This window comes from Embleya sp. NPDC059237 (assembly GCF_042754105.1).
Taxonomy (GTDB): domain Bacteria; phylum Actinomycetota; class Actinomycetes; order Streptomycetales; family Streptomycetaceae; genus Embleya.
Genome location: NZ_JBHZAE010000017.1, coordinates 30,342 through 44,045 on the forward strand (window position 1 = coordinate 30,342; position 13,704 = coordinate 44,045).

9 protein-coding genes are annotated in these 13,704 nt (G+C 71.6%); 6 read left to right on the top strand and 3 right to left on the bottom strand.

The window, feature by feature from the left end:
- Window positions 1-42 precede the first annotated feature (42 nt).
- The 3 genes from ACFXKZ_RS38795 to ACFXKZ_RS38805 form a co-directional block, all read right to left on the bottom strand.
- Window positions 43-279 carry a DUF397 domain-containing protein gene (locus tag ACFXKZ_RS38795; RefSeq protein WP_020554482.1) on the bottom strand — a complete coding sequence of 79 codons (237 nt, stop codon included), beginning with the start codon at window positions 277-279 and terminating at the stop codon, window positions 43-45.
- 437 nt (window positions 280-716) lie between these two features.
- On the bottom strand, window positions 717-1,172 hold the full coding sequence (locus tag ACFXKZ_RS38800) for an ATP-binding protein (protein WP_235618757.1): 456 nt from the start codon (window positions 1,170-1,172) through the stop codon (window positions 717-719).
- 383 nt (window positions 1,173-1,555) lie between these two features.
- On the bottom strand, window positions 1,556-2,626 hold the full coding sequence (locus ACFXKZ_RS38805) for a hypothetical protein (protein WP_380008126.1): 1,071 nt from the start codon (window positions 2,624-2,626) through the stop codon (window positions 1,556-1,558).
- A 288-nt stretch (window positions 2,627-2,914) separates the two neighbouring features.
- On the opposite strand from ACFXKZ_RS38805, the gene ACFXKZ_RS38810 reads away from it, so the two are divergent.
- The 6 genes from ACFXKZ_RS38810 (at window position 2,915) to ACFXKZ_RS38835 (ending at window position 13,621) form a co-directional block, all read left to right on the top strand.
- A complete protein-coding gene (locus ACFXKZ_RS38810; RefSeq protein ID WP_380008129.1) occupies window positions 2,915-3,934 on the top strand; it encodes an acyl-CoA dehydrogenase family protein in 1,020 nt (339 codons plus the stop codon).
- On the top strand, window positions 3,934-5,091 hold the full coding sequence (locus ACFXKZ_RS38815; protein WP_380008132.1) for an acyl-CoA dehydrogenase family protein: 1,158 nt from the start codon (window positions 3,934-3,936) through the stop codon (window positions 5,089-5,091). Before ACFXKZ_RS38810 ends, ACFXKZ_RS38815 begins: the two co-directional genes overlap by 1 nt.
- A 184-nt stretch (window positions 5,092-5,275) precedes the next feature.
- Window positions 5,276-7,774 (top strand): protein kinase, encoded by a 2,499-nt coding sequence (locus ACFXKZ_RS38820; protein ID WP_380008135.1) that lies wholly within the window; start codon window positions 5,276-5,278, stop codon window positions 7,772-7,774.
- A gap of 97 nt (window positions 7,775-7,871) precedes the next feature.
- Window positions 7,872-9,830 (top strand): hypothetical protein, encoded by a 1,959-nt coding sequence (locus ACFXKZ_RS38825; protein WP_380008138.1) that lies wholly within the window; start codon window positions 7,872-7,874, stop codon window positions 9,828-9,830.
- 254 nt (window positions 9,831-10,084) lie between these two features.
- A complete protein-coding gene (locus ACFXKZ_RS38830; protein ID WP_380008141.1) occupies window positions 10,085-11,248 on the top strand; it encodes a globin domain-containing protein in 1,164 nt (387 codons plus the stop codon).
- Between the two features lie 96 nt (window positions 11,249-11,344).
- The gene (locus ACFXKZ_RS38835; RefSeq protein ID WP_380008144.1) at window positions 11,345-13,621 is read left to right on the top strand and encodes an FdhF/YdeP family oxidoreductase; all 2,277 of its coding nucleotides are present in this window, start codon (window positions 11,345-11,347) and stop codon (window positions 13,619-13,621) included.
- Window positions 13,622-13,704 lie beyond the last annotated feature (83 nt).

The following is a 13,704-nucleotide window of genomic DNA, read 5'->3' on the forward strand; positions in this document are numbered from 1 at the left end:
CCGCGGATACACCCACCCGGGTGGAGCGCCCCGGGCGGGTCGTCATGCCAGCAGGTTGTCGAAGTCCCCGTCCTTGACCCCGAGGATGAGCGCCTCGATCTCGGCGCGCGTATAGATCAGCGCCGGCCCGTCGGGGTGGCGCGAATTGCGGACCGCGACGTCGCCGTCCGGCAGCGCGGCCATTTCGACGCAATTTCCCTGCGAGTTGCTGCGGCGGCTCTTCTGCCAGGTGACCCCGTCGAGCGCGGTCGCCGATACCCCGTTGTGCGTTGCCTGCATGACGCTTCTCCTGGACCTCTCGCCGAGCGACCCGACGGCGGTCGCCCGCCCCCCGGTTGCGGCACGTGTCGTTCCTTCGTCCCGGTCCGTCGCAATTTCTTCCAAAACCGGTCCGACTTACGCATGCACGTGCATCTGACCATGCATTTGCAGCGTACAACGGCGATGATAGCGCAGCCGGAGTTCACCCACACGTGAGGGCTCATGCATTCCTCAAGGTTTCAAAGGAAGCGTAAAAGCTGCTTAAGCCGGCGGGGACGAAACGGGCGTAAGAATGCAGAAAACCCGTCGACGGGATCGACGGGTAAACGCTTGGCGTCGGGTGACTCGGATACCGCCGCATTCGTTGCCGCCGGCGAATGTGAATTAAAACTCGCCACTTCGCTGCAACACAATGCCGCCACGCAATGCGGTCCCCATATTGCGGAACGTGTGGATCAGCCGCGTATCTCGAACATCGCCCAGACGACCTTTCCGGTGCGTCGGCCCATACCGTTCAGCGGGAACCAGCCCCAGGAATCACTGAAGCAGCCCACCAGGTACAACCCGCGGCCCGATTCCTCGTCCTCGCCGCCGGCCTGGGCCTCGGGCAGACTCTCGCCCGGATCCTGCACCGCGCACATGACACGTTCGCCCTTGCGCAAAAGCGCCAGTTGGATGTTGTGCGCGACATCCGTCGCGTCGTCGCGGCCCGCACCCAGACCGTGACACAGTGCGTTCGTGACGAGCTCGGACACGACCAGGGCGAGGTCGTCCTCGAGACAGGCGGCGCCCCAGCCGGCGAGCACCGACTGCGTGAAGTCACGAGCGGCCTTGACCGACTCACGACGTGCGGCGAGGGCTTGTATCGCGATATCGGATGTTGGGCCCATATCCCCGGCCAGAGGCTCCATCCACTGAAACGTCGACGTCCGGAACCCTGCGGGACTCGCGACGGTCATCCGTGCCTCCGAGCGGGTACTGGTCCCCGGCCTGTTGGGAACGCCGCCAGAGGACTCGCCTCACAGAGCGTCCATGCACATGCGCGTGCACATGCACACACTTCATTATGAGGATGCCGACCCCAACTGCAAGACCGGATGCACGTGCATCGACGATTTCTGCGTCTGCACCGCGCCGATGCACGTGCATTTCGATCGACCAAGGGCCGCTTTACACCCGGTTCCCGGACATTCAGGGAACCAGTCTTTTCTTTCTTTTGGTCCTACACCAGGAATAATCCGGACAACCTAGACACACGGTTGACGGACGGTTCCGCTGCGTCGCCGTCGAGCGGTCAGACCGCCGCACCGGACGGTTGCCTCGGCGCCCCCGCGTTCGGGTCGGTGGAGCCGCTGCTGCGCCCTGTGAATTGGATCACCAGCGCGACGCCGGCCAGCAGGAAGACCGCCGCACCCGGGCCGAGCAGCAGCCACGGCATGACCGAGACCTCGGTGTCCTTGTTGGGGATGCTGTCCGCCTTGTCGAAGGTGTCGATGTTGGCGCCGATGTTCTCCACCAGGGCGTTGAACTTGGCCAGGATCCGGTCGGTCTCCGCGAGGCCCTTGCCGACCTTGGGGTACTGCGTGGCCAGCTCGGCGGTGAACTGCGGGACGGGCTTGCGCAGGAGCGCGGCCATCGACGGGATGGACCTGGTCTTCATCCCGACGGCCATCTTGCCCAGCGTGTCCAGGTCGTCGTGCGCCTGCTTGTACCCGGCGTCGGTGAAGGTCGGCCGGAACGCGGTGAACATCTTCTCGGATGCCTTGGTCTTGCCGATCACGTCGGTGGCGAGGGTGCCCACCACCATGCCCAGGCCGACCACCGCGGCGATCACCAGGCACACCGTGCTCACCACGGCGCGCGATCCGACGAAGGAGAACAGCAGCCCGCCGGCGCCCACCACGAGCAGCACGATGCCCGGGATCAGATAGAGGTAGGTGACCGCGGTGTTCGGCGCGTCCGCGGTGGGGATGTCGTCGGCCTGGCGGAAGTTCCCGGCCTGCGCGTCCATCGTGCCCGCGAGCTTGTTGAACCGCGGCATGATCGTCGGGATCTCCTTGAGACCCTTGCCGACCTCGGGCGTGGTGGTGCCCATCAGGTTGATCAGCGAGGGCGTGGGGATCCCGGCCTGCTGGGCGAGTCCGGGCAGCGTCTCCGCCTGGAGTTGCTCCAGCATCTGGTTCATGGTGGCCAGGTCGGTCCGGCTCTGCTCGATGGCCTGCGGCGTGAAGGCGGGCCGGAAGGCATTGGTCAGGTCGTCGACGGCCTGCGTCTTCTTCGGCAGGCCGGCGGCCAGCGGGAAGATGATCAGGGCCGCACCCAGCAAGGCGATCAACACCAGCGCCACGTGGCGGTATGCACGCACAGCGGGCTCTCCCTTCGCTTTCCGTTATTCCTCGGATCGTATGGGTGATCGGCTCGATCCCCCAGGACCGTACGGCGGAAAGCAGCTGTTCTCGTCGGATGTCACTCGGGCAGCCGATCTTCGCAAAGAGCAACCCGCCAGTCAGCTACCGGCAAGTAATGTCATGGGATCGAGATCTCCGGCACATCGGTCACTTCGCCCCCGCGATGCCATGGAAGGGTGCGCCGACACCGGCTAGCGTGCGCCGGCCGGCTCGTGCGAGCGGTGAGGTGTGAACGGAGGTCGCCGGTGGATCTTGAACCGACGGAAGATCAAAAGGCGGTACGGAGCGCCTTTTCGGAGTTCTTCCGGGACCGATGCCCGATTTCCGTGGTACGCGCGGCCGAACCACTCGGCTTCGCGGCCGATCTGTGGCGGCGCCTGGCCGCGATGGGCGTACCCGGAATGGCGCTGCCCGAAGGCGCCGGGGGTGGTGGTGCGAGCCGCGCCGATCTGGTTCTGCTGCTGCACGAGGCCGGTCGGGTGCTGGCGCCGGTGCCGTTGAGCGCGCACCTGGCCGCGTCCCGGCTGCTGCTCGACACGCCATGGTGCGCCGGGGTCGCCGACGGCACGCTGATCGCGGCGCCGGCGCTGCGGCCGACCGTGGACGGGCTGGCCCGACTGGTGCCCGGCGGCGCGGTGGCGGATGTGGTGGTGGCGCTCGACGAGGACGAACTGGTCGCGGTACGGGGCGAGGCGCCGATGAGCGGGCCGGTCAACCACGCGGCGGCGCCGCTGGCCGACCGGTACGTGCGCGACGACCGGGGCGGGCGGGTGGTGCTGGCCCGCGGCGAGGAGGCGGCCCGGCGGCACGCCGCGCTGCGCCGAAAGTGGCAGTTGTATACGGCCGCCGCACTGGTCGGGCTCGCCGAGCGGGCGCTGGAGTCGGCGGTGGCGTACACGCTGGAGCGCGAGCAGTTCGGCAAGCCGATCGGCGCGTTCCAGGCGGTCCAGCAGGGACTGGCCGATCTGGTCGGGCCGCTGGACGGGATCCGGCTGCTGACCGCGCGCGCCGCGTGGTGCGCGGACGAGGGCGACCCGGCCGAGGCGGGGCGGCTCGCGGTGATGGCGTTCCTGGCCGCGACGGAGGTGGCCCGGACCACGACCTATCGCGCGGTTCACTTCCACGGCGGATACGGCGTCACCCTCGAATACGACATCCAGCTCTACTTCCGGCGCGCCCGGGGCTGGCCGCTGGTCCTGGGTGATCCGGACGAGGAGTACCGGGCATTGGCCGACGATCTCTTCGGAGCGGTGGGAGGCGTCTGATGGACTTTCGACCCAAGGAATCGGTCGAGGAGTTCCGGCGGTGGATCCGGGGCTTCGTCGCCGAGCACCTGACCGAGGACATGATCGAGCGGGCCCGGCGCACCGGCACCTTCCACGACTGGGAGTTCCACCGCGCGCTGGCCGCGACCGGGGTGATCGCCGAGGGCATGGCCGGGCCGGGACGGGCCGGCGGGCGCGACCCGTTGGAGCTGTACGTCTTCTTCGACGAACTGGGGCTGGCCGACGCGCCGTTCTACGGGCTGGCCAACACCATGCTGGTGGCGGGAGTCGTGGAGCAGATCGGCAGCGCGTTCCATCTGGCCGAGGTACTGCCCCGGTTCCATCGGGGCGAGGCGATCGCGGCGCTCGGCTACAGCGAACCCGGCTCGGGGTCGGACGTCGCGGCGGCGGCCACCCGCGCGGAACGCGTGCCCGGGGACCCGCGGGACGAGCCGGTGTGGCTGGTGAACGGGCAGAAGATGTTCACCACGCTCGTGCACGAGGCCGGCTATGTGATCCTGCTGACCCGCACCGACCCGGACGTGGCCAAACATCGCGGCTTGACCATGTTCCTGGTGCCTACCGACCTGCCCGGCATCTCCTTCCAGGCGGTGGAGACGATGGGCGGCGACCGCACCAACATCACCTACTTCGCGGACGTCCGCGTGCCCGACCGCTGGCGGCTGGGCGAGGTGCACGGCGGGTGGGAGGTGATGAAGGTGGCGCTGGCCTACGAGCGGGGCGTGTTCGGCAACATGAACCAGGGCGTGTCGCTGCTGCGTCGGTTCACCCGATGGGCGAGCGAGACCGGGGCGATGGACGACACCGCGGTGCGCAAGCGGCTGGCCCGGATTGCGATCGACAACGAGATCACCGCGCTGCTCGCGCTGCGCCCGGCGCTGATCGCCAGCGCGGGCGGCCTGCCCACCACCGAGGGCTCGATCGCCAAGTTGTACGCGAGCGAGGCGTACAACCGGGCGGCGGAGGCGTGCCTGGACATGGCCGGACCCGAGGGGCTGCTGGGCGAGCCGGGCGACGCGTGGTTCGTCGACCACGCCGCGCGGGACGCGCCGGTGACCACGATCTACGGCGGGACCAGCGAGATCCAGCGCAACAACATCGCGGAGCACCGGCTGGGGCTGCCCCGGTCGCGATAGGTGTGGCGGGACCCGTGCGCGGGTCCCGCGCCGCATGGACGGGCCGCTCGCGGGCGCGCCGCCCGGTGTTTTACGGATATGACGGGCTCGGCGGGGGTGCCGCCGAACGGGTGGCCGGAAGCGGGCGCGCTTCATGGCAGACTTCGGCACCGTTCACACCGGTGAGCGAAACGGAGTTTCTGCCATGCGGCCGCTGCACGACGAGGACCCTTCGAGCGTTGGCGCCTACCGATTGGTGGGCCGGCTCGGCGAAGGGACCACGGCTCGGACCTATCTGGGCGCCGCGCCCGACGACGCCCCCGTCGTCGTGCGGGTGATCCGGGCCGACCTCGGGCGTGATCCCGCCTTCCGCGCCCGCTTCGGCGAAGAGGTGGACGCCGCGCGACGGTTGCCCGGTCCCGGCACCGCCGTGGTCCTGGACGCCGACACCACCGGCCGGCAACTCTGGTACGCCACCACGCACGTGCCCGGACCGACGCTGGCCGAGACGGTCCGTCGGCACGGCCTGCTCCCCGGCCATTCGCTGCGCACGCTGGCCGGCGAACTCGCCGCCTCGCTCGGCCTGTTGCACGCCGCCGGGCTGTACCACGGGCGGCTCGACCCCGGCGCGGTGCTGCTCGATCCGAACGGCCCCCGGCTGCCGCACGTCGGGATCGCGCACGCCTCGCTGGGCTCGTCGGTGACCGCCGACGGCGTGGTGATCGGCACCGTGCTCGACTCCCCCGGTTTTCGTTCGCCGGAGCAGGTACGGGATCTGACGGTGGGTCCGGCCAGCGACGTGTTCTCGCTCGGGTCGGTGCTGGTGTTCGCCGCGACCGGCGCGGGCCCGTTCGACCGGGGCGAGGAACGTTCGCCGGCCGACCGGGTCGCCGAGGGCGAGCCGGAACTGGGCGACGTGCCCGCCTCGTTGCGCGACCTGATCGCGGCCTGCCTGGTCAAGGACCCGGACCGGCGGCCCGCTCCGGAGGAGGTGGCCCGGGTCGCGGCCGGCACTCCCGGCCCGAGCTGGCTGCCCGCGGCCACCGCGACGTGGGTGGCCGAGCGGGTGGCCAACCCGTGGGAGCCGCCGGAGCCGATGCCCGGCAGCGAGCCGTACGCGGCCGACACCGTACCGGCCCCGCCACCCGGCGCGACCCCGCCGCCCGAGCCCGAGCCCACGCCTGCGACCGTCCCCTCCCCCGCCGCGCCGCCCGCCCCCGAGCCGGAACCGGCGGCGCCCACCACCGCGGCCCGGACCCACCGCGCGGCCCGGACCGAACCCGCCGCGCCGCCCGCCGGGGGCGAACCGCCCACCCGCGCGCACCGGGCCGCCGGCTCCTCCCGGGCCAAGTCCCGCCGCGGCTTCCTCGCCGTCGCGGCCGGCGCCGCCGTCCTGGGCGGCGGCGGTGCGGCATGGGCGCTGAGCCGGGGCGGCGACAAGACGCCCAAGACCGCCCCGAAGCCGTCCGCGACGGCGCCGAGTCCGACGGCACACACGCCGGGGCCGGCCGTGCCCGGCGCGGTCCGCGAACTCACCGTCTGGACCACGGAGAGCCTGGTCCCCGCCTCGCTGCTCGGCGAACTCGGCCTGGAATTCGGCAAAATGGGCACCACCGGCGCCGGCGTGCGGATCGGCACTCGGGTGCAGCCGAAGGCCGGCTACACCCAGGCCCTCGAACAGGCGCTGCGCGCGGGCCGCGGACCCGACGTGTTCGAACTCGACCTGCTCGCCCTGGCCCGGTTCAAGGCCGCCGACCTGGTGATGGACCTGACCCCGCTGCAGAGCCGGTTCGACGGCGGCAGCTGGTTCCCCGCCGTGCGGGCCGCGGTCACCTCGGGGGGCCGGATCATGGCCTTGCCCCTGGGCGCCGGCGTGCCCGTGGTGCTCTACGACAAGGGGCTGTTCCAGGCCGCGCAGGTGGGCGTGCCGACCGACCGGGTGACCTGGGTCGCGGACCTGGAGAAGTTGCGCCAGGCCAACGCGAGCAACCCCGACTACCGCGCGCTGTACGTACCCGGCGGGGCCTGGCCGGTGTTGGCCTCGTGCGTGTGGGAGGACGACGGGACCATCGCGGTGCAGGAGGGCGATGCCTGGCGCGGCACGCTCGACCTGCCCGGATCGGTCGAGGGGGCCCGGTTCTTCCGACACCTCCAGTCGTACGCGCCGGACGCGGTCGGGGCGGGCAACGACGACCCGGCGACCACGACCCGCGTCGCCAAGGGCGGGGTCGCGTCGGTGATCGCCGACGCGTCGCTGTACGACGCGGTGGTGGCGGCGAATCCGGCGCTGCGCCCGGTGCTGGGCGCGTTCGCGATCCCGGGCCGCACGGCGGGCAAGCCGGCCGCCGTCGGGGTGCGCGGCACGGTCTTGGCGGTGTCGGCGGCCAGCCTGTTCAAGGAGGCGGCGATCGACCTGCTCTCCCTGGTCGCCACCGACCGCTGGCGGGCGCGGATCGCGACGGAGGCCCGTCTGGTTCCGGTCCGCAGTGGCCTGGATCGAGCGGTGCCGTCGGACAATCCGATGATCCAGGCCGCACTGTCCGCGCTGCCCGTGGGCGGTCGGGCGTATCCGGTCGCCCCGGGATGGTCGGAGCGTCCGCTGACCGAACTCTCCCGGCAGACGCTGGCGGGCACCGACCCGCTGGCGGCGGCTGCTGCGGCGAACACGATCGTGGCCCGCGAATTCGGCGTCGACCCCACTTGACGGATCTCCCTGGCGGCAGGGATCGCCGCGCCACCTAGGGTTTGCGCAGGCATGGCATCCGGCCATGCCTGTCGCCCACTCTCGGAGGAGCCGCACCGTGTCGTCGTGGAACGAGGAACCACCCGCGTCGAGGGACGACGACCCGTCGGCCGAACCACCGCCTCGGCCCACGTATGCCCCGATGGCCGTGCCGCCGCCTCCGGGACGGCCGGCCGGACCGGCGGGGCAACAGCCGGCGGGCCACCCGGCCGGTGCGGCCGCGCAGTCCCCGGCCGGCCAGGCACCCGGGTACCCGGCGGGGGCACAGCCCCCGGCAGGCACGGTGCCGCAACCGTCGCCAGGCGCCGCGCCGGGCTACCCGCCCGGCCAGGCCCCCCAATACCCGGCGGGGCAATCCGCGCAGCCCCCCGGCCAGGCCCCGCAATACCCGAACCAGGCACCGCAGTACCCGGCGGGGCAACCCGCCCAGCCCCCCGGCCAGGCTCCCCAATACCCGAACCACGCACCGCAGTACCCGGCAGGGCAGCCCGCGCAACCTCCCGTCCAGGGGGCGCGGTATGGCGCGGGCTCGTCGTACCCGGGAGCCGCCCCGCAATACCCCGGCCCGCCGCAGTACCCGGGCGCGCCCGGGGGCTGGGGCCCGCAACCCCCGCAGCCCGCCGCAGGCGCCGGCACCTCCCGGCGCCGGGTGATCGTGGCCGGTTCGGTCGCGGCGGCCGTCGCGGCCGGCGGCGGGGTCGCGGCGTGGCTGCTCACCCGGGGCGACGACAAGAGCGCCGCCCCGCCGCCCAAGCCGAACCCGACCACCCCCGCACCGGTGCCGCCGGGGCCGCCGGCCCTGCCCGAACCGCCCACCACCGAGAGCGGTCCGTACACGCTCACCATGTGGCTGGACAAGATCTACACCCCGGGCGTCGACCAGGCGAAGACCACCACCGACCTGGCCGCCGCGCTGGTCAAGGCGGATCCGCTGGGCACCGTGCGCAGCGATGTCCAGGAGTACATCGACCAGACGAAGCTGGACACCGCGCTCGCCGCGGGCAACGGCCCCGATCTCTTCCAGATGGACAGCCTGGTCCTGGCCCGCCGGGTCAAGCAGGGCACACTGCTCGACCTGACCCCGTACGCGAAGCGGTTGAACGCGGACTCCTGGCACCCGGCGGCCCGGGCCGCCTGCACCGTCGACGGCAAGCTGTACGCACTGCCGATGGACGTGTACGCCCCGGTCGTGCTGTACGACAAGCGGCTGTGCGATCCGGCCGGGTTCGTCGTGCCGACCACGCGCGACGAGTGGATCACCCAGTTGGACAAGCTCAAGCAGCACTACGCGAGCGACCCGAAGTTCGAGGCGCTGCACCTGGTCGGCCGGGCCTGGCAGACGATCGCCGCGTGCCTGTACGCGAGCGGCTGCGAGATAGCCGTGCCGCAGAACGAGCGCTGGGCCGGGCGCCTGAACACCGACGCGGGCCGCGCGGGCATCGCGTTCTTCCAAAAGCTCCAGTCCTATTCGAGCGCGCCGAAGAACGTCGAGGAGTACAAGGACCCGGCCGGCAACATCATCGCCGTGCTCACCGCCGGCAAGTCGGCGATGGCGATCCAGCCGGACTGGGTGGTGGCCGAACTGCTGCGCACCTCCCCCGAGACGGCCCGCAACCTGGGCGCCTTCCCGATGCCCGGGACCACCGCCGGCAAGCCCGCGACGGTCGGCGTGTGGGCCGGTGTGCTGGCCGTGTCGGCGAAGACCGAACATCCGGTGGGGGCGAGCAATCTGCTCCGGGTGATGTCCTCGTCGGTGTGGCAGGAGCGCTGGGCGAACGAAAACGAGACGATGCCGGCGCTCGGCGGCCTGACCACCACCTCGGGTACCGCGAACCCGGCCCGGGCCGCGACGCTGACCGCGCTCGCCCAGGGCAAGCCGTATCCGGCCGCACCGGGCTGGACGGCGGTTCCGCTCAAGGACTTCGCCGAGAACGTGCTGGGCGGCGCCGACCCGGTCGTCGTCGGCGCCGACCAGGACGCGAAGATCGCGGGCACCTTCGGCCGATACCAGCCCTGACCCATGGCGGGCGACCGCTCCTCGACCGGGCGGTCGGAGCCCGGCCGCCGTGTCACCCACACGGCGCAAGAAATCCTCAAGCGTAAGCCCGTCGCGGTTGCCCGCGGCGGGCTTACCGCATTACCCACCCTCCGCAGTCGAACCAGCGCATACCGTCGGGTCACTTCCCCTTCGGGCGACCGGCGGTTTCCGGCTTCGGTGGTACATGTCCGGCCGTCGGATCGCTCTCCGAGCACACGAGGATGCGGTCCGTCATGTCCGGAAGTCCCGACCCCTCCCGGGCCGATCTGCTCCGCGGCAGCCTCGAGGCCGTCGCGCCCGCCGCGCACGATCTGGTCTCGCACTTCTACGCGCTGCTGTTCCTGCGCCGCCCCGACCTGCGCGCGCTGTTCCCGCCGGCCATGGACCACCAGCGCGATCGCCTGCTCGCCGCGCTGCTCCGGGTCGGCGGAAGCAGCGACGAACCGCACGAGTTACGCCGCTATCTGCGCGGATTGGGCCAAGACCACCGCAAGTACGGGGTGCTGGACGAGCACTACGACGCGGTCGGCAGCGCGCTGATCGGCGCGCTGGCCCGCTACCTGGGCGAGCGCTGGACGCCGGAACTGCAGGCCGCGTGGGCGGAGGTGTACACGTGGGCGGCGGCGGTGATGATCGAGGCCGCCGCCGACGACGCCGAGGACGCGCCCGCGTGGTGGGACGCGGTGATCACCGCCCACGAGCCACGCGGCCGGGACATCGCGGTGATCACCGTCGAGCCGGATCGCCTGCTGCCCTACCACCCGGGCCAGCACGTCACGGTGGAGACCCCGTGGTGGCCCAGGGTGTGGCGGCACTACTCGATCGCCAACGCCCCGCGCGTCGACGGCCGGCTGGAGCTGCACGTGCGCGCGGTGCCGGCGGGGTGGGTGAGCAACGCGCTGGTCCATCGGGCCCGGGTCGGCGACCGGATCCGGCTCGGCCCGGCACGCGGCGGCCTGGTGTTGCGCGGCGAGACGCTGCGCCGGACGTTGTGCGTGGCCTACGGCACCGGCCTGGCGCCGATCAAGGCGCTGGTGGAGCACATGGCGCAGCGTCAGCTGGCGCACCGCGCGCATGTGTTCATCGGCGCCAAGTACCGGGCGGACCTGTACGACCTGGGCGCGCTGTCCGCGATGGCCGACGTGTACCCGTGGTTGAACGTGATCCCCGCGGTCACCCACGACCGCTCGTTCGCGGGCGACCAGGGCGCGCTGCCCGACGTGCTGGCCAGGTACGGCGACTGGGCGGACCACGACGTGTTCGTCAGCGGCTCGGCGGCCCTGGTCCGGGCCACCGCGCACCGGCTGACCGACGAATTGGGAGTGGCCCCGCAGCGCCTGCGTACCGAGAGCCTGGACGGGGCGGCTCACGGGACGGTGCTGCTCCGGGGCCGCTGAGCTGCGGGGGACGGAACCCGGGGGCGTAACGTACGGGTCATCAGGGTCGTGTCGAGTCGTGTCGATACGACCGCTTCGAGCCGCAGGAGCACGCGCATGGTCAGCAAGCCGCCCGTGGACGACGTCGGCGACGAGGGGCTTGTGGTCGGGCCACCCAAGGAGTACGCGGCCGGGCTGCCGGCCGTCGCCTGGTCGCTGCGTCACGCCGGCCGCCAGATGGGGGTCAAGCGCAGCCTGCTGACCCTGGTGCAGGTCAACCAGAAGCAGGGCTTCGACTGCCCCGGGTGTGCCTGGCCCGAGCCGGACCACCGCAGTGTCGCCGAGTTCTGCGAGAACGGCGCGAAGGCGGTCGCCGAGGAGGCCACGGTACGCCGGGTGGGCGCCGACTTCTTCGCCGCGCACCCGGTGGCCGAGTTGGCCGACAAATCGGACTACTGGCTGGGCCAGCAGGGTCGGTTGACCGAGCCGATGTATCTCGCCGAGGGCGCCACGCACTACGCGCCGATCTCGTGGGATGACGCGTTCGGCGTGGTCGCCGAGGAGTTGGCGGCGCTGGACTCGCCGGACGCGGCGGCGTTCTACACCTCGGGCCGCACCAGCAACGAGGCCGCGTTCGTGTACCAGCTGTTCGTCCGCGCGTTCGGCACCAACAATCTGCCGGACTGCTCCAACATGTGTCATGAGTCGAGCGGTTCGGCGCTGACCCAGACGCTCGGGGTCGGCAAGGGCAGTGTCTCGCTCGAGGACCTGTACCGGTCCGACCTGATCTTCGTGGTGGGTCAGAACCCGGGGACCAACCACCCCCGGATGTTGTCCGCGCTGGAGAAGGCCAAGCAGGCGGGTGCCTCGATCGTGGCGGTCAATCCGCTGCCGGAAGCCGGTCTGCTGCGGTTCAAGAATCCGCAGAAGGTCTCCGGTGTGCTCGGCTCGGGCACCCAACTGACCGACGAGTTCGCGCAGATCCGGGTGAACGGCGACCTCGCGCTGTTCCGGGCGCTGAACCGGCTGCTGCTCGAAGCCGAGGACGCCGCGCCCGGCACCGTGCTCGATCGCGACTTCATCGACGAATACGCGCACGGGTTCGAGGAGTTCGCGGCCGACGTGCGGACCACGCCGTGGGCCGACGTGCTGGAGGCGACCGGGCTTTCGCGCGAGCAGATCGAGCGCATCCATCGACGGGTGCTGGGTTCGCGGCGGATCGTGGTGTGCTGGGCGATGGGCCTGACCCAGCACAAGAACTCGGTGCCGACCATCCGTGAGGTGGTCAACTTCCTGCTCCTGCGCGGCAATGTGGGTCGGCCGGGCGCGGGGGTGTGTCCGGTGCGCGGGCACAGCAACGTGCAGGGCGACCGCACGATGGGGATCTACGAGAAGCCCGCGCCGGCGTTCCTGGACGCGCTGGAGCAGGAGTTCGGCTTCGCGCCGCCGCGTGCGCACGGGCACGACGTGGTGGACACGATCCGGGCGATGCGCGACGAGAGCGTGAAGGTGTTCGTCGCGGTGGGCGGCAACTTCGTCTCGGCGACGCCGGACACCGCCGCCACCGAGGCGGCGCTGCGGGCCACCCGGCTGACCGTGCAGGTGTCCACCAAGCTCAACCGTTCGCACGCGGTCACCGGGCGGCGCGCACTGATCCTGCCCACCCTGGGGCGAACCGAGCGGGACCAGTTCGTCACGGTCGAGGACTCGATGAGCGCGGTGCACATGTCGCGCGGCAAACTGCCGCCGGCCTCGCCGCGGTTGCGCTCGGAGGTGGCGATCGTCTGCGGGCTGGCCGAACGGGTGCTCGGTGACCGGGTGTCGGTGCCGTGGCGCGACCTCGCGCGCGACTACGACCTGATCCGGGACCGGATCGAGCGGGTGATCCCGGGCTTCACCGACTTCAACCGCCGGGTGCGCGAGCCCGGCGGGTTCGTGTTGCCGCACGGGCCGCGCGACGCGCGGCGGTTCCCGACCACCACCGGGAAGGCCAACTTCTCCCGCAACGAACTCGCCGTGTTGCGGGTGCCCGAGGGGCGGTTGATCCTCCAGACGGTGCGCTCGCACGACCAGTACAACACCACCATCTACGGCTTGGACGACCGTTATCGCGGGATCAAGCAGGGTCGCCGGGTGGTGTTCGTCAACCCCGTCGACCTGACCGCGCTGGGTCTGGCCGACGGTGCGCTGGTCGACCTGGTCAGCGAATGGCACGACGGGTCGGAGCGGCGGGCCGAGGCGTTCCGGGTGGTGTCCTACGACACCGCCGCGGGCTGCTGTGCGGCCTACTTCCCCGAGACCAACGTGCTGGTGCCGCTGGACAGCACGGCCGACGAGAGCAACACGCCGACGTCCAAGTCGATCGTGGTCCGCCTGGAGCCGCACTCGCATTGAGGGCGGTCGCGCCGGACGGGCCGTCCGCCCGTCCGGCGCCCGGGCGATCGGCCCGGTCCTGCCGCGTCGGCCCGGTCAGCCCG